Origin of the sequence: Paenibacillus sp. MMO-177, from assembly GCF_037147795.1 — a bacterium.
In the GTDB taxonomy this organism is placed as follows: Bacteria; Bacillota; Bacilli; order Paenibacillales; family Paenibacillaceae; genus Pristimantibacillus.
In genome coordinates this window covers 111,348-128,001 of the sequence record NZ_JBBCUR010000002.1, presented here as the reverse complement: position 1 = coordinate 128,001, position 16,654 = coordinate 111,348, and the positions used below count along the sequence as shown (strand labels likewise).

Annotated in this window: 18 protein-coding genes; 3 read left to right on the top strand and 15 right to left on the bottom strand. The window is 48.6% G+C overall.

Annotated elements, in window-relative coordinates:
• Positions 1–16: 16 nt before the first annotated feature.
• The 4 genes from WFK81_RS06280 to WFK81_RS06265 all read right to left on the bottom strand — a co-directional run bounded on the left by WFK81_RS06280 (position 17) and on the right by WFK81_RS06265 (position 3,295).
• Positions 17–730 (bottom strand): AAA family ATPase, encoded by a 714-nt coding sequence (locus WFK81_RS06280; protein ID WP_336785604.1) that lies wholly within the window; start codon positions 728–730, stop codon positions 17–19.
• The gene (locus WFK81_RS06275) at positions 730–1,173 is read right to left on the bottom strand and encodes a hypothetical protein (protein WP_336785603.1); all 444 of its coding nucleotides are present in this window, start codon (positions 1,171–1,173) and stop codon (positions 730–732) included. Before WFK81_RS06275 ends, WFK81_RS06280 begins: the two co-directional genes overlap by 1 nt.
• Before the next feature lie 60 nt (positions 1,174–1,233).
• Positions 1,234–2,031 carry a DUF2935 domain-containing protein gene (locus tag WFK81_RS06270; RefSeq protein WP_336785602.1) on the bottom strand — a complete coding sequence of 266 codons (798 nt, stop codon included), beginning with the start codon at positions 2,029–2,031 and terminating at the stop codon, positions 1,234–1,236.
• Between the two features lie 67 nt (positions 2,032–2,098).
• The gene (locus tag WFK81_RS06265) at positions 2,099–3,295 is read right to left on the bottom strand and encodes an MFS transporter (RefSeq protein ID WP_336785601.1); all 1,197 of its coding nucleotides are present in this window, start codon (positions 3,293–3,295) and stop codon (positions 2,099–2,101) included.
• Positions 3,296–3,448: 153 nt separating this feature from the next.
• On the opposite strand from WFK81_RS06265, the gene WFK81_RS06260 reads away from it, so the two are divergent.
• Positions 3,449–3,874: a hypothetical protein gene (locus WFK81_RS06260; protein ID WP_336785600.1), complete on the top strand. Its 426-nt coding sequence runs from the start codon at positions 3,449–3,451 to the stop codon at positions 3,872–3,874.
• 50 nt (positions 3,875–3,924) lie between these two features.
• Here the strand turns inward: WFK81_RS06260 and WFK81_RS06255 are convergent, their stop codons facing one another.
• The 4 genes from WFK81_RS06255 to modA all read right to left on the bottom strand — a co-directional run bounded on the left by WFK81_RS06255 (position 3,925) and on the right by modA (position 8,642).
• Positions 3,925–5,031, bottom strand: a complete 1,107-nt coding sequence (locus WFK81_RS06255; protein WP_336785599.1) for a Ger(x)C family spore germination protein — start codon at positions 5,029–5,031, stop codon at positions 3,925–3,927.
• Positions 5,012–6,121, bottom strand: coding sequence for a GerAB/ArcD/ProY family transporter (locus tag WFK81_RS06250; RefSeq protein ID WP_336785598.1), 1,110 nt, complete (start codon positions 6,119–6,121; stop codon positions 5,012–5,014). The genes WFK81_RS06255 and WFK81_RS06250 overlap by 20 nt, the downstream gene beginning before the upstream one ends.
• Before the next feature lie 5 nt (positions 6,122–6,126).
• On the bottom strand, positions 6,127–7,623 hold the full coding sequence (locus WFK81_RS06245) for a spore germination protein (RefSeq protein ID WP_336785597.1): 1,497 nt from the start codon (positions 7,621–7,623) through the stop codon (positions 6,127–6,129).
• Positions 7,624–7,766: 143 nt separating this feature from the next.
• Positions 7,767–8,642: a molybdate ABC transporter substrate-binding protein gene (modA, locus tag WFK81_RS06240; protein WP_336785596.1), complete on the bottom strand. Its 876-nt coding sequence runs from the start codon at positions 8,640–8,642 to the stop codon at positions 7,767–7,769.
• Positions 8,643–8,806: 164 nt separating this feature from the next.
• Here modA and WFK81_RS06235 point away from each other — a divergent pair, with 164 nt between their 5' ends.
• The gene (locus tag WFK81_RS06235; RefSeq protein WP_336786425.1) at positions 8,807–9,760 is read left to right on the top strand and encodes a helix-turn-helix transcriptional regulator; all 954 of its coding nucleotides are present in this window, start codon (positions 8,807–8,809) and stop codon (positions 9,758–9,760) included.
• A 225-nt stretch (positions 9,761–9,985) separates the two neighbouring features.
• Here WFK81_RS06235 and WFK81_RS06230 read toward each other — a convergent pair whose 3' ends face one another.
• The 3 genes from WFK81_RS06230 to WFK81_RS06220 are packed head-to-tail and all read right to left on the bottom strand — an operon-like array spanning position 9,986 to position 13,161.
• Positions 9,986–10,525 carry a GNAT family N-acetyltransferase gene (locus WFK81_RS06230; RefSeq protein ID WP_336785595.1) on the bottom strand — a complete coding sequence of 180 codons (540 nt, stop codon included), beginning with the start codon at positions 10,523–10,525 and terminating at the stop codon, positions 9,986–9,988.
• A gap of 5 nt (positions 10,526–10,530) precedes the next feature.
• Positions 10,531–11,088 (bottom strand): NADPH-dependent FMN reductase, encoded by a 558-nt coding sequence (locus tag WFK81_RS06225; RefSeq protein WP_336785594.1) that lies wholly within the window; start codon positions 11,086–11,088, stop codon positions 10,531–10,533.
• A 60-nt stretch (positions 11,089–11,148) separates the two neighbouring features.
• The gene (locus WFK81_RS06220; protein ID WP_336785593.1) at positions 11,149–13,161 is read right to left on the bottom strand and encodes a Na+/H+ antiporter; all 2,013 of its coding nucleotides are present in this window, start codon (positions 13,159–13,161) and stop codon (positions 11,149–11,151) included.
• A 265-nt stretch (positions 13,162–13,426) separates the two neighbouring features.
• Between WFK81_RS06220 and WFK81_RS06215 the strand changes: the two genes are divergently transcribed.
• Complete coding sequence (locus WFK81_RS06215; RefSeq protein ID WP_336785592.1) at positions 13,427–14,278, top strand: MBL fold metallo-hydrolase; 852 nt, start codon at positions 13,427–13,429, stop codon at positions 14,276–14,278.
• Positions 14,279–14,312: 34 nt separating this feature from the next.
• Here the strand turns inward: WFK81_RS06215 and WFK81_RS06210 are convergent, their stop codons facing one another.
• From WFK81_RS06210 to WFK81_RS06195, 4 genes are read right to left on the bottom strand one after another with little or no spacing between them, the layout of a single operon-like run.
• The gene (locus WFK81_RS06210; RefSeq protein WP_336785591.1) at positions 14,313–15,035 is read right to left on the bottom strand and encodes an MOSC domain-containing protein; all 723 of its coding nucleotides are present in this window, start codon (positions 15,033–15,035) and stop codon (positions 14,313–14,315) included.
• A gap of 49 nt (positions 15,036–15,084) precedes the next feature.
• Positions 15,085–15,543 (bottom strand): putative immunity protein, encoded by a 459-nt coding sequence (locus tag WFK81_RS06205; RefSeq protein WP_336785590.1) that lies wholly within the window; start codon positions 15,541–15,543, stop codon positions 15,085–15,087.
• A gap of 7 nt (positions 15,544–15,550) precedes the next feature.
• Entirely contained in the window at positions 15,551–16,066 is a 516-nt protein-coding gene (locus WFK81_RS06200; RefSeq protein ID WP_336785589.1) for a DinB family protein, read from the bottom strand.
• A gap of 26 nt (positions 16,067–16,092) precedes the next feature.
• On the bottom strand, positions 16,093–16,605 hold the full coding sequence (locus tag WFK81_RS06195) for an AAA family ATPase (protein ID WP_336785588.1): 513 nt from the start codon (positions 16,603–16,605) through the stop codon (positions 16,093–16,095).
• Between the last annotated feature and the right edge of the window lie 49 nt (positions 16,606–16,654).

The following is a 16,654-nucleotide window of genomic DNA, read 5'->3' as shown; positions in this document are numbered from 1 at the left end:
CCCCCCTAACCGCTCGTTAGTCTTCAAACAATTCTTTAAGCACCGTTTTCCGGTTCTCGAGAAATCTGCGCGTCACAATATAATGCAGCGTATCTTCGTAAGCAATTTCCTCAATGGGCTGTTCGTCAAAATTATAGATTTGCGCATCCGGATACCCTAGAAGAATCGGTGAATGCGTTGCGATTATAAATTGGGCGTCCTCCGATAAATCTTTAATAACGCGCATGAGGGCGAGCTGCCTTGCCGGAGATAACGCCGCCTCGGGCTCATCGAGGAGATAGATCGCTTTTTTGCCGAATCGGTGCTTGAATAGCGACAAGAAAGCTTCCCCATGCGATTGCTGGTGCAAGGAACGGCCTCCGTAATTGCTTAACACATCGGGTTCAAGCGTGTCGATATAAGAAGCAAAATGATAAAAGGTTTCCGCACGCAGGAAGAACCCGTTCGTCACCTTTGGCATCCAAGCCAGCCTGATGGCGTTGCCCAGTATCGCCGACGAAGCATCCACCTCATAGGCGTTGTTCCTGCCTCCGCCAGCCGTATGGAAACCGCATTGATAAGCAATGGCCTCAAGCAAGGTCGACTTGCCCGAGCCGTTCTCGCCAACCAGAAACGTTACGTTTGAACGGAAATGCAGCCTGTCCATCGACTTGATCGCCGGTATCGTAAACGGATACACCCGTTCATTTACATTCTCGTCCCGCCTGATCTCCACGCTTCTTAGAAACATCAACGGTCATCTCCTATTGCCTCTATTATCGTCGATTTGGCTACCTTAAGATCCTTCCCGTATTCGAGCTTTATGGTGACCGGGTATTCTGCAGGAGATATGTTGCCTGGTACCAGAGCAACCAGCTTGTTATCCATCACGGTATAATTCAAGATGTTACCAAACCACACTTTATCATTCCAGGTGGCGGCATTAGATTTCGCGTAGTCCTTCTTATAGGTTTGTCCATCAACTTCAACAGTGACTTTCACCCTATCGCCAATGCTCTGAATACTTGAATGAGAATGCTTGCTTATGTAATAGAGGGGGTTCTCGACCGTTAACTCCGATAGATCATCTTCATTTAAGATATGGAGCTCTTGCGCATTAACGCCTGTCCCATACCCCTTCGTCAAGACAATTATAATTTCATTATCGCCGTCCTCATTCAGATCAGCAACCACTATTGCCGGATAATAGGCATAAAAAAATGACTATCTCATCAGGAGATAGTCATTCCACCATCAGGGCTGAACACGCGGTTTATCCGCTTGGCAGTTCGGATTCGGAACGAGCCCCAGCTGGGCCAGCTTCGTAAGGTAATAACATTCTTCCCTCATCATATGATCCGGCATTAACGGGCTGATCCGGTCAAGCACCTCATCCGTTATCTCCAGCTCCTCGAGCTCTTTCAGAAAGCCCACAAACAGCTTCATCTCTATATCCACTTCTTTATGAAGCCGCCGGAAAGCGGGAAAATCCTTAAGTTCCGTTCTCATATAGCCTGCCATTTCCACACTCTTTAAATACAGCTGGTTAAACCGTTCCTCGAACAATTGCGTCCGCTTGATCATCGGCTTTTCGACAAAATCCAGATCGCTGCCGATGGCGGCCGCATGGCCAGCCGCGTCCGGCAACCATAAGAAATCATGATGAAGGGCGTCAAAGACGGGAACAGGCTTGCCTGCAACAAGCTCTTTCAGAATCCGAAGATACTCTTCCAGCTCATTGACCATATGATTCAGAAAAGTCGGGGTCAGCATGACTGTCACTTTGCCAAGGAGGCTTCTCTCCAGCAAATTCAACTTGAAGGACCGGAGCTCAATCGTTAAATCAAGCGCCTGTCGACTGATGGATAAACAATCCGTCTCCGACGAAGACTGTCTCGCATACTCAAGCAACTGATCAAACGCCGTTATAAAATAATTGGCCAGTTTAATATCGTTGCTCTCTACAGGCGATAAAGTATTTAGAATAAACCTCCCATGATCCCCCATAATTTGCAGCCAGAAGCGATGCTCATACCATTCAGACCTAGCCAACAGCTGATCCCTCCTCCGGGTTCCATTCTTTTAGAAGGTATGAAGGGATCCGCCCGGATATAACGGGTTAAGCTTGCTTTGGCTTAATTGTGAGCAGTGCAATTAAAGCGGCGGCAATACAGCAAGCCGTTAACAGCCAGAATAAAGAGGGTTTCGAATGTTCAATTAGGAGCGCAGCTAAAGGAGGCCCTGCAGCAACCCCAAGAAAACGGATACTGCTGTAAATGGAAGTAATCGTCCCGCGCTGCTCCTTCTCAATCCCTTCCGTCAGAAGCGCATCGAGGGTTGGCAATGCCGCCCCAAGGCCAACGGAGCCTGCGAAGAGAAGAGTTATAATGAACCAGATAGAATCCCGCACCCCAAAGGCCAGAAATACAAGGCAGCCTGCTGCTTCAACGAATCCAATGACGCTAATCCATTTCATAAGCTTCTTGTTCTGACCGATCCATTTGCCGATGGCCCATGATGTTGAACATAAGGCAGCAAGCGGAATCGCAACGAGGCAGCCCTTCACAATCCCGTGACTCCCCCGTTCTTCCAGAATCTCCGACAAATAAAACAAGGAGGCAAATATCGCAAACATATTGATTCCGCCCGCTACGTACACGCCCCAAATCCATCTCCCTTTTTCACGGAATAAGGAAATAACGTCGCGCACAAATTGGCTAAACGGAACTGCCGGTTTTTTATCTTTGGGCGCTTTAACCCATATGGCAACCAGTATAAACGAAATTAGGCTGAACACCGGAATGAACCAAAAGGGCATATACCAGGTCCACATCGCTAAAGCTGAGCCTATAATTGGAGCAAGCACTTTGCCAAATGTATTTGCTGTTTCAACTATGCCAAGTCCGTTGCTTACATCCTCTTCCCTCTTGAACAAATCCCCTACAAGCGGAAGCACCACAGGAAAACAACCTGCCGCTCCCAGCCCCTGAACTAACCTTCCCGCCATAATAAGAGCATAGGGCTTTTGAAATGAAATAGCGGCAAAGCCGCAAAAGGCACCTGCTGCCGCAACCAGCAGCAGCCCGGGAAGAATCACTTTTTTCCTGCCAATGCGGTCTGACAAATATCCGGCAATCGGAATAAATAAGATGGCAACAGCCGCATAAGCCGTAATCAACAAACTGGATTGTACCGCGGTTATTCCCATCGCTTTCTGCATGGAAGGCAGGACTGGGATCAAAATCGAATTCGCCAAAGTCATTGTTAAAGGAATTGTTGCGATGGAAGCCAGATCTAATTGCTTCTTCTTTTCCATTACTTCCTCCAAGTAAACAAGTCGGGATTATGTTGACCACCGCTTATTAGAATGTCCTTTCGAGTTCAATTTATAACGGAGAAAAAAAATGAATAGCAATTGTCCAAGTAGGGATTCTATACGTGTTCGTCAAACCAAAGGAGGAATTAAGACATGCAATTCGTTAACAACAATCAAGCAAGCCAGTCCCTTCATCAATGTGAGCAAGTGATTCAACAGCTCGTTAACCAAACGCAGCAAGCCAGCCAAAATTATCAAATGCTGCTTCAGCAAGAACAGCAAAATGCGCAACGTCTTGAAGAACTCGCAGCACGCGAGCAAAAAGCGGCTCAAATCATTCAAACGGCTCTTCAAGGCCACCAAACGGCTATTCAACAGCTTCAACAAGTTTCGCAAATTTGCAGACAAGTGGAGAGCATGATTCACACTCAGTTAAACTCCTCGATCTCTCAATCGTTTAATACCCATACTCCGTCTTACAACACGGGATATGCATCGCAACAACCGCAACATTCGTATTCGAACTTCAACTCCCAAAACGAAGGTATGCATTCCACGCCTTACCGTTCGATGCAATAACGCAAACAAGCCCGCTGCAGGCCGGGGCCTGCAGCGGGCTTGTTATTTGTTTACCTTATTCTCCCATAATCCTTCGCTTTAAAATGAAGCTTGCATTCGATCTCCACTTTTGGATATTCCTCGCGCCAATTTAGCTTCTTCCATGCCTCGTACGACATGCTGTTGCGGACATAAACACCGACTCCCAGACTGTCCACCCTGTGCTGCTGCAGCTGCTTGGCAAGACGATTGGCCCTAGCCGACAAAATTTCCGAGACTTTGCTCTCTACCTCATGTCTTTGGGCATCGTTGCTTAATTTCTTGTTTCCGATGTATTCGTGAACAGATCCTTTGCAGTTAGCGTCTATAGTGACATGAGTCGTTCCGTCTGCTTTATGATCAACATGCACCTTTCTAGTGCTAAGAACGGAAGAAAACATGATAAACTCATGGGAACCTTTTTCTTTGTTGCTGCCGAGATCCAGGCTCATATCGCCTTTCTTAAAATTCCCCCGCAAGATGGAAAATATCAAGGAATCCTTGTTCGGAATTTTGGCAACGTATTTATAATCCTGAAACAACCCAATGCCATCGACCGAAACATCATTGCCGACTTCCTTCAAAATGGGAGCAACGGGATCAATCCCGTCATCGTAGTAATCCCTCTCGAACTCATAAAGGGTTGTTTTCGGGATACGATGGTTGGTGCTCTCTTTCTCCAATAAGCGGTTTATATATTTGTCTGTGGACAGATGCTGTTTATAGTCTTTAATCAGCAAGGCTTTTGCGTTGCCGCTTACCAACGTAATCTTAACCAGCGGCGATATAGACGTATCCCTTAGAATACTATTGATTTCATTGGATAGGTCTTTGCGTGCAAGGGTATCCGAGTATAACAAAACGCGAATCTGGCCGTTAACAAGCAGCAAGTCTGTCTCATTGGAAAATTTAACTCTCGCATCCTTCGAGCTTCTGCCGACCGCGGAATGGATTTCTCTCTTTACTTTTATCGTTGGCTCCGCTCTTGGCACGCTAATGGTAATCTCCACCTGATCTTCCGGTGCGGTATCATAGCTGGCGGCATAGGTGAAGCCGATTCTCTCCAGAATCCGGTAATCGCAGCCGGAAAGGACCATAAGCATGAGCATCGCCAGCAAGCTAATTCGCATTCTTTTCATAAGATGAACTACTCCCCATATTTTGAAACATAAGTAGAATAATCAGCAGCACCGGCAAGCCAAAAGCAATCCCGCATTCGATCAAACTTAACGTACTTAACCAATCCCCCACCTCGTTAAGAGTGTCCGGGATAAAAGCGATTAGGTAACATATCGCCATCACTATAAAAGCAAGGAAATTGCTCTTCAGCTTGGGGAAGATTTGCTTCAGCATTTCCAGAGCGCACCACTCATACATAACAATCGAGAATAAGGAGGTAAACAGAATAAAACCATACAGTAGGTTTTCCATCCTTTCCATAAAAGGAAAGCGGATATAGGCTAACATTTCAAGCACGGGAAAAGCCTTGTTTTTTAACTGCCCTAGACTATAGATTCCAAATGTAATCATGGAGAGATAGAAATAAGTCAAAGTAGTCATACCGTTGCCGATTAAGGCAGACTTTACGAATTTCGTCCTCTGATTCATATAGCCAAACGCAAGAAGTAGGATTTCATAACCAAGAAACGACGAATAAATATCGAAGCTTTCCAGGTAACTGAAATGTCCGCCCTTGAATAGAAAAGGCGTTAATCTTGACCAGTTAAAGTCTACATAGAAAAAGAACAGCAAAAGAACCATCCACGCAAATAACCAGAAGAACACGGTTGCCGCTTTCGAGATGTTATATAAGCCTTTTGTCAGCAGCCAAAACACAAGGATATCCATGATAAGTTTGAATTCCATCGGATTCGTGGTCGGAAAGGCATACATTTGGAAGATTAGAATATATTCCTTCCCGGCCAAGCATCCAAGCATCCCGCAGTTTATAGCAATTGCCAAATAAAACGGCACCAGCACGAACTTGGGGATCGACTGCGCTAGAATCTGAAAGATCGAACGTCCTTTTCCCAGCTTATATACCGCACCGATCAAGAGGATGTTTACGGCTGAGATTAGCCCAAATCCCAGTACCGTAATCCAGCCGTTGGTTCCAAACGTCTCTGCGAGCAGTTGGGGAAGGATAAGAGCCATCACACCGGTTTGAATCATATAGACGAGGATTGTGGTATGGAACGGGGAGAGCTTTTCCCGCGTCTCCGAATTCATGGCAATCACTCCTTGGTTTTATTTCGCACTTTGTTAGGGGATGCGCTTTGCGTCGGTCTCTCCCGCAACGACTGGAACGGAGCGCGAATGAACATATCCTTCCAGTCCTTTGGCTCAAACGGAGCAACCGGATTAAGATAAGAAGATCCCATGCTGGTTAACCCGCTTAAGTGAATGACGATAGCCGCGATGCCAAACACCAATCCAAGATTGCCAAAGAAGCCGGCTAACAAAATTAGACCAAAACGGATCAGCCGGATTGATGCGCTCATCACATAGCTCGGAATGACGAAAGAGGCGATAGCTGACGAGGCCACGGCGATGATCAGGATGTTGCTGGTAAGTCCCGCCTGAACAGCGGCTTGCCCGATAACGATACCGCCTACGATACCAATCGTCTGACCGATCTTGGTAGGAAGTCTGGCTCCTGCCTCGCGCAGCAGCTCGATCGTAACTTCCATGAGCAACGCTTCATATAACGGTGGAAAAGGCACTCTTGACCTGGATTCGGTAAGCGTCATCAGCAGGTTCTCCGGGATCATCTCGTAATGAAACGTCGTAACGGATACATATAGAGCGGTAAAGCTGATTGTAATTAGAAACGCGATGAAGCGGAGCAGTCTGATCGCGCTGCCCAATATCCACCGCTGATAGTAATCGTCGGACGATGAGAAAAATTCGAAAAACGAAGTAGGCAATGTGAGCACCGACGGGCTTCCGTTCACAAGACCTGCTACGCGTCCGGCAACAAGCTTTGAGACAATGGCGTCCGGACGCTCGGAGGTTAAATACTGCGGAAATATCGAATATTTGCTGTCATCCATGTATTGAATGAGCATATTCGTATCGAGAATAGCGTCAACCTCGATCTGCTGGATCCGTTTTTTCGCTTCTTCAACAAACCTCATATTGACGATATCCTTCACATAGAGCAGGTACACATCCGTCTTGGTAACCTCGCCAACCGACAGCTTAATCACTTTTAGATGAGAGCTCTTCAGCCGTGCGCGAATCATCGCAAGACTGGCATTGATTTGCTCGGTAAAAGCATCGTGAGGACCGGTAATAACCGTCTCCGTCTCGGACTGGCTGATCGCTCTTGCTTCCGGGCTGTACACGTTAAACACATAAGCATCCGGACCATGAAATACGGCTATGCCGCCGGATAAAACATCAAGAATTAACGTCTTGCTGCTGGTTGTTTTGAAGGGCTGCAAATGATTCAGCATCAAGGCGATATCCTCATCGCTTCCACTCAACAGCGGTGATAGGATATGCCTACTGAGCTTATCCTTGTCCGTCATTTGGTCAAAGTACACGAGATCAACCTGATGATCCGGAAACGTCCGGTGCGTAATATCGCTGCATTCTTTAAACTCATCAAGCGTGTGCGCGAGAGTAGGCGGCTCGGAATCCTGTTCAGGCGGAGGTTGCTTGTCCGGTTGGGATTTGTTCGCCGATTCCTTAACGATCATATTTCGCAATGTTTTAGAAAAAGTCATTCGCATACCTCTGGCAAGGATAGGATAATTTTAGTTTGCATAATCTTCCTGAAAATTAACCAAAAAAAACCGCGATCAGAGATCGCGGCTGCATAAGGGCATCAAGACGATTGAAAGAAGTTGCCCGTTAATTGTTAAGTTTATTATTTTTCGGGTACTGAGAAACCGTATTTTACGAACACATCAAGCGCTTCTTGCGATTGCAAATAGGTGTAGAAGCCTTCCGCTTCCTTGCCGTGCTTTGTTGCTTTCACGACTCCGATCGGATATTGGATTGCCGTGTAGGTTGCCGGATCTACGTAAAAAGCAATTTTTACTTTATCCGAAGTCAAAGCATCCGTTTTGTAGACAAAGCCTGCATCCGCGTTGCCCGTCTCCACATATTGAAGCACTTGTCTAACGTCTTTGCCTTGCACGGCTTTGGATTGAAGAGAATCCCACAGCTTCGCGTTCGTTAACGATTCTTTCGCATAATTGCCGGCCGGTACGCTTTCCGGAATCCCGATTGCGACATGCTTCACTTCAACTTTGGTCAGATCGGCCTCCGTTGCAAGCGCTGCGCCGCTGTCACCCGGTACAACCACAACGAGCTTATTGCTGAGCAGGTTTATTTGTTTATCCGTATCGATCAGCTGCTTGTCTACCAGCGCTTTAAGGTTCTTCGAGGATGCGGACAGGAACAAGTCAGCGGGTGCCCCTTGTTCAATCTGCTGCTGCAGAGCGCCGGATGCGCCAAAGTTGAAATTCAGCTTCACATTCGGATTTTTCTCTTCATACGTTTTTTGAATCTCGTTAAGCGCATCCGTCAAGCTGGCGGCCGCGGATATCGTAAGTTCAACTTTAGTCTCAGGTTCATCTTTAGTATCGTTTGCTGGATTTGTGCTGGCATTGCTGCTTATTGCGTTGGTTCCGGTTGCGTTATTGCCAGATGCGTTATTGTTGTTGCCGCAAGCCGCCATAACGAGAACCATAATAGAAAGACCTAATAAAACCAAACTGCTTTTCATTTTTTTACTCATCCGATCTCCTCCAAATATATCTGTTTATATCTATTTATAACTAGTTTATACCATATATCATAATGCAATCCAATAGAATGCCGACTTTTTGTTACCTAAGCACAATAGAGTTGTTTGTTATGTTACAATATGGCCAAACCGTTGAATTGAAGGTGAAGACTTTAATGGCCGATGACATTTCCTATACAACCGAAGAAATCGCCCAGATTCTTAAAGTATCCAAGCTTACCGTCTACGATTTGATCAAGAAAGGCGAGCTTTCCTCCTACCGTGTCGGCAAGCAGATGCGGATAGATGCATCCGATCTTGAAGCGTATAAACAAAAGACGAAAAATGCCGGAAAAGGAACGGAAGCTCCTCTTGCTGTACCTAGTATCCCGCTGCCTTCTCCCGGCTTTCCTGTAGGCGGCAACCGCCCGATTGTCATTACCGGCCAGGATGTCAGCCTTGATCTGCTTGCGAAGCATATGGAAAAACATATACCCGGCATCCGCCCCTTACGCTCGTATGTCGGCAGTCTGGATAGCCTAATCTCCATGTACAAAGGAGAATCGGATATTGTCAGCACCCACCTTCTGGATGGCGATTCGGGAGAGTACAACCTCCCCTACATCCGGAGACTGCTGATTGGCTCCTCCTATAAAGTGGTTCATTTGCTCAAACGCCGCGCAGGTCTATACGTTGCGAAGGGGAACCCGCTCCAGCTTGGCGGCTGGGCGGATCTTGGACGGCCCGGCCTCCGGTTCGTTAACCGGGAGAAAGGCTCCGGCGCCCGCGTTCTGCTCGACGAACAGCTGCGCCTGCACGGAATTCAAGCAGATCGGCTTACCGGTTACGAACATGAGGAAAGCAATCACATCGGGGTTGCCGGGAAGGTTGCCACGGGGGAAGCCGATGTTGGGGTTGGCATTGAGAAGGCCGCTAATATCGTAGACAATGTGGACTTTATTCCGCTCATTCAAGAGCGATACGATCTTGTGCTGCTGAAAAAGCCGGAGAATACGGCATGGATTGCAGCTGTTCTAAGCATCCTGAACTCCCCTGCTTTCCAGAATGAGCTTCGCTCCATTTCCGGGTATGATTTGTCTATGACGGGGCAGGTTTTGTATGAGACATAAGGGGGGGGAGGTTAAAAGGGCAAACTGCGTATTTTGAATGTTCTTCCGATCGCCGTTGCTCATAGATTCCTTTGAATAGTATGATAAATGGGTTGGAATCTACAAGCAAAAGCGAACGTTACCACTTCTCCAGAAACATTAAAAATACTCCGTTTGCTTTTAACCTTTTATAGGGGAAAAGAAGAAGCGGCTGCGCAGAAATAATACTGCGCAGCCGCTTTTTTGTTAAGTAAGGTCTTCTTTTGTAATGGCAAATAAGAGATGGTCTTCCCATTGGCCGTTTATTTTCAGATAACGCCGGGCTAGGCCTTCTTGTCTGAAGCCTGCCTTTTCGAGAACCCGGAGCGAACGAGCGTTTACGGGCATTACGCCAGCCTGAATGCGATGCAGCTGAAGCTCATCGAAAGCTTTTCTTACAACTGCCGTTACGGCTGCCGTCGCATACCCCCGCCCGTTATGCTCCTGATCGATAAAGTAACCCATATACGCATTTTGGAACACGCCGCGAGATACGCTAGTCAGGGCAATCCGGCCAATGAGCTTATCCGATTCCGTCAAGAATATCCCGTAAAAGTAAGCCTGTCCCTGCTGCGCGGCAGCAATCCCGTTGCCGATCTCCTTCTCCTGCTCCTCAAGCGTATAATGCTTATCTTCGCGGATCGGTTCAAAAGGCTGAGAAAAAATGCGGTTCCGCTGCTTCAGTTCTAGCATAGGCTTCGCATCGCCAGGTTCGAGCAATCGCAAATATATCCCGTCGCTGCTCATTTCCGCTATTCCTTGGAACGTTCTACTTTATAGACGAATTTGTCCACTAATTGCTGCAGCACTTGCAAAGTAGCAAAGTCCGTTAACCGGCCGTCATCGTCAAATTTCATATGCGCCTGGGCAAGCTTCAGCTCCGGACGGTTCACCGGATCCATATCCAGTGCAAAAATAAGCTGGCGCAGGTTCGTTTGCGCGCGTGCCGTGCCGCTTGGACCGGTTGTAGCGCCCATTACGGCGACCGGCTTTGTCGCAAGCGGTGCGCCGATATTTTTCCGGGATACCCAATCGAGCGCATTCTTGAGAACGCCGGTAATAAGACCGTTATATTCGGGAGTGCTGATCAAAAATCCGTCCGCGGAGCTGCATAGCTCGGCGAAGCGCTTGACGGATTCCGGCAGATCCTCCTCTAGATCCTGATTATAAAGCGGCAGATCGCCGAGGTCGGCGTAGGTGTATGTATAGTTTTCCGGTAAGAACACCGCCGCATTTTTTAGCAACGTTTTGTTCAGGGAAGCCTTACGCAGGCTGCCTGTCAAACCTACAATATGGTAGGATTTCGTCATGATGTGCATCTCTCCTTCAATCTTAAAGTATACGGTGCAAAAGCCGGCACAACTTTAAGATTAACCGATTTCATCCTCCTCGTACATAGCCGCCTCGCGGTCGCGGATATGCCGCCGCAGATTCGAAGCCAGCTCCCGGTCGATGCTTCCTTTCTCGTACAAGGTCTGAACCTCATCCCTTTCGGCCTGAATCGCAATCCAATGCAGCTCCTTCCGCGCTTCGCCGAAGTCATGGGTCTTATTCCTCGAATGAACCGGCATCGCCTTCATCCGCTTGATGATCTGATGATAATACGCCGTTACGCATTCCGTCGGATCGTCTTTTGAATCGGGTTGGCACCTGGCATCCATCTCTTCCAGAACCGCCTCGGAGCATTGCAGTCTAAGTCCGCGCAGCGTTGCGATATCAGCCTCGGAAAAAGCCAATTTTCGCCCAGCGCTTGTAAAGTTCGCTTTCACTTTGCTCCATAGCCCCTTCAACACCATTCGCCACAGATGGAGCCGGTTAGCCAAGATAAGCTCGATCTGATCCAGCATTTTAAAGTAGAAATTCGCATGCTTCTCGCTGATCGCGCCCTTCTCCAGCTGCTCGTTTACATATTTACGCTCGATATCCAGCGCCACAATCCTCATTTCAAGCTCCTGCTTGCGGCGGCGGGGCAGCGGCCTATTCTGGTTCTCGCGCATTTCCAGCTCAAGTATCATTCTGCGGTACTCGGCAATAACGGACTCGATCGCCTCTTCGTTCGATTCATGGGTGACGCGTTCCAGATGGCGGATTGCCGCTCCCATCACCTTCATTTGCCATTCACGCTCTTCATGGGCTTTCTCCGACTCGTCCGCAATAACCCGTTTTTTCGCGATCAATGGCAGAAGGATGCTGGCCGTAAGAAGCGACAGCAGAATAATAAAGGCTGCGAGAAAAATAATTAAGTCCCTTTGAGGAAAGGGATTGCTGTTGTTGAGCACGAGCGGAATCGAAAAGGCGCCTGCGAGCGTAACGGCTCCGCGCACGCCGGAAACCGTCGTCAATACGATTACTTTGAGACTCAGCTTATCTTTTCCAATCCAGGTGAACAGGAAGGTCCATACGAACCTCAGCGCTAGCAGCAGCACAAAAATTACCACCGCGTATCCGATGACGACCCCATTATTAAAATTCGGATCCTTGAATATAACCGAGGTGACCTGCGGGATCTGAAGGCCTAGGATAACAAAAACGAGCCCGTTCAGAATGAATAAAATGACCGACCAAGTATTAACCGATACGGCCTTCAGCCTTGGCATGCTGTGATCGACCCGATCATCCTCGATGGCATGGACAATCCCGCCAGCCACCGCGGCAAGGATGCCGGAAACGCCCAACTCCTCCGCGATAAGATACAGCAAAAATGGCGTAACGAGCTGGAGCAGCATATGCATGGTCTCATCCTCCAGTCCCGCTCTCCTAAGCAGCTGCCGGATGCCGATAATGAGAAAGGCAAGCAGTGCCCCAACGAGCAGACCGCCAACGGCAATAACGATAAAGCTGAACGTTGCTTTGTGTAAGGAGAATACTCCTGTCATCGCCGCAGCGATGGCGAATTTGAAGGCTACAAGACCGGATGCATCGTTCATCAGGGCTTCGCCTTCCAATAGGCGCATCAAGCTTTTGGGCAGCTGGATCCGGCCGGCCAAAGCGCCTACGGCAACCGCATCGGTTGGCGACAAAATGGCGGCAAGGCCAAAAGCGGCGGCAAGAGGTATTGTAGGAATCATCCAATGGATCGTGTAACCGACTGCAACAACGGTAGCGAATACCAGACCCACCGACAAAAGAAGGATAGGCGCTCGCAGCCGCCACAGCTCATCGCGCGGAGTATTTCTTCCGTCGTTGTACAAGAGCGGAGCGATGAACAGGATAAAGAATAGTTCCGGCTCCAGATGCAGATGGAACCCGATCGGAATAACAGCTATAAGAGCTCCGAGCGCAATCTGGATAAGCGGAACCGGCACGAATGGAATAAAGCGATAAATCACATTGGACACGCCGATCAGGACTAGCATAACGAGTACGATAATAAAGATTTCCAAGCAGGCTCCTCCCTCCATTTCGATTACAAAAAGGGACCAGCCGCTTATTGCGATCGATCCCTTCCGTTCTTTCTTCTACCTGCCCATGTCCGTCAGTCCGGGAGCGTAGATTCCCCGCCCTTACATTACCCGGAATTACTTTTCCTGAACCAGTCAAGAGCTCAAGTGCTAATAGCTTGCGTCGCAGGAGAACATTTCATTCGATGGTAATGATTTAATGTCAGTTTGGATAAATTACGGTCAACCATGAAAGCGAGGGATTCCAATGCACGAACACGAGGAAATGACGTATGGCGAGGATTATCATTACCTCCCTGTTACTTCAATTAAAAGCGGCGCAGGCCAGGAGGTACTGCCTGATTTGTATTGTCTCACCGTACAAATTGTAAATGTCTGCTTTGTTGGCCAGCCCGGGCAAAAAAACTGGGTCCTTGTCGATGCCGGCATGCCGCATGCGGCCGATACCATTATCGAGGAAGCGGAAGAACGCTTTGGTTCTGGCGCAGCACCCGAAGCGATCCTATTGACTCACGGGCATTTCGATCATGTCGGATCCATAGTCGATCTGGTTAACTATTGGAAGGTGCCTGTATATGCCCACCCCCTTGAACTTCCTTACCTGACAGGTGAACGCAAATATCCGGAGCCTGATCCTACCGTAGACAGCGGACTTGTAGCGAAGCTTTCCCCTCTTTTTCCCGTAGAGGCGATCAATCTAGGCCATCATCTGTCAACGCTGCCGGCAGACGGCTCTGTACCCCATCTGGCGGGGTGGCGGTGGCTTCATACCCCCGGACATTCCCCGGGGCATGTATCCTTCTTCCGGGAAAGTGACCGCACCTTGCTCGCCGGGGATGCTTTTGTAACCGTTAAACAAGAATCGTTATGGAGCGTCATTACGCAAGAGCTCGAAATAAACGGCCCTCCGCGTTATTTGACAACCGATTGGAAAGCGGCTGCCGAATCGGTCAGCAAACTGGAGGCCTTAAAGCCGGCCGTGGCGGTAACCGGACACGGAATGCCAATGAAAGGCGATTTACTCGCGAACAGTCTGGAGCATCTGACACGCAATTTCGATATTCTGGCGGTGCCGGAGCAAGGGAAGTATGTTCAATAACGCAATAAACCGCGGACTAAAGTCCGCGGTTTATTTAATCGTCGATCGATGAATCGAGCAGCACCTTATCCCCCTGCTTGATTGTTCCGGTCTTGACGACGGAAGCATAAACGCCAAAATGCAAATTAAACTCTTCATTCACTTTTCGAAGCAAAGTTGGGTCCTTAACCTGTGTATCCGGATTCATCGTAATGAGCACGCAGCGCTGGCAGAAGCTGTCCACCTGCAAATGAACATCGCCAACCGTAAGCCTGCGGCCGATCCAATCCCCCTCGGTAATAGAGTCATCCGAAACCTTAACCACGAAGTTGGCACGGAAACGGCGCTCGTCAAGTTCCTTGCCCCAAATCTGCTGAAGCTTGTTTAAGGAGCTGTCCGTAATGATCAGAATACTCGCTCCGTCTACGGATAGCAGCTGCGGATGCTCGGGATGTGCTTCTTTCAAAGCCGACATCGTCAGTCTCGTCTTCGTCTGGCTTTGGATCTCCTTCAGCAGCCCTTCATCCCAGCCATACTTTTGCCCATCGGGTCCCGTGATCCGGATTTCCCCGTCCTGAAAAGTAGCCCGATAATTCAATAGATTGGGAATGTTCCTTGCCGTTATGTATTTATACCAATCCTTCTTTGTCTCATCGTAAAGGGCGACAAACCTGTCACCGAGCATGCCATACTCTTCGATGACGCAAGCCTCAAGCTTCTCACCTGCAAACGATTTCACCGGATAACGGTATATCTCTTGAATTTCGCCGATCTGCACGTTCTTATGCCCCTTTATCCCCAAAATATAGATTAAACAATAGAAAGCTTTATCTTATTTGCTCCAGCAATTCAACAAGTCGCATATATTGCCATTCCCGCTCCTGATCGGCAATACGGTTGGCTTCCGCTTTGTCTGCCAGGTCCCGGATTGCCGTTGCCGCATAAGACGCTGCATGTACCGCGTGACTGGCAACATGGGCAGTTGCAGCCGCATGCCCGGCTGCCCGGGCGGCGCGGGATGCCGCGCTGCTGGCGGCAATGACATCGCGTGCAGCGGTATGCGCGGCAGACGCCGCTTTGCGGGCAGAGGACATCGGGAGCTCGCCGCGCGACCAAGCGCGGGCTGCAAGAATAGCCTCCCGCATCCGGCTATCCTCGGAGAGGACAACTTCGAAGCATGGGCGGGCGCGATCGGCACAATCCGCCGCCCATAAAGCCAGGACGCGATGATCGACTTGCTTGACTAAGTCTGCGATACGTCTGTCCGGACCAATTAGCCCCTTCATAATCTGCTCACCTGTCGACTGTCACTTTGTTCCATTGTTCCTCGATCTCCTTTAATTGTCGTAAATGATGACGGGTATGCATCTCGATCAGATCATGCCATTCTCTGGCATTCAACCAGCCAAATCCGCCATGTCTCACCTTATATAGGGGATGTATGGCGGCAATCCTTAAATCCCATACTCTCATGTTATCTATTAAATGATTCAAATCATGAAGATGATCATCTTTATTTTTCGCGTCGTTAGGACTGTATTCCATGCCTTCCGGCAATTTGATCTTAACCGGGGGAAAAGCTCCCACTCCGAACAGCCTCTCCCCTACTTCCGTTTTGCCAAGGGGCTGCTCGCTGCTGGATTCTGCGCATTGCTTGACGTTGTCCAGATATTCAAGAGCAACATCCACGATATGCGAATAGACCTGGCCGATCGACCAGGTTCCCGGCATCATCCGGTAACGTAATTGTTCTATTGTATAATGATCGAGCCTATCCATATAAGTATAAATAACTTCCAGACCTTTCATTGGCCACCTCTTCATGCACGCCTTACCTACAGTATATACCGTTCGCCTGAGATAATCATCTCTATGACCCCTTCAATAGAGCGGCTGTTGTTATTTACAATATGCCGGTTCTCCACGCCAGATTCAAGGAATTCGTTCATTAATATAAGGCAGCGTTCTCCCATTTGATGCTCAGGCTGCCGCGTTTGATCCCGGGCAAGCAGCGTTTCCCGATCCGTCCAAAGCACAACGTAAGAGACGTTTGCCGGGGTATCTATCAGTTGTTCCTTTAACCATTTCGCTTCTTTCGGAAATGCCACGTAGTCGATGACGACATCAATACCTTGAGCAAGGAAGTTGCGGATCAAAGCCAATAGGTTTGCCCAAATAAGCGCAAGCTCTTCTTCGCTCTCCCAAGGCTTTTGCCTGCCTTTTACATGCAGATGGCTAATATAGTCGCCTGATATATAAGCGGAATTCGAAAAACGCTGCACGAGTTGTTTCGATGTCGTGGACTTCCCGACTCCTGCCGGTCCGGAAATAATATAAACATGATTCATGACGTGTCTCCCCTCCCGGAAAAAGAAAACGCACTTTCCCTCAAGGATA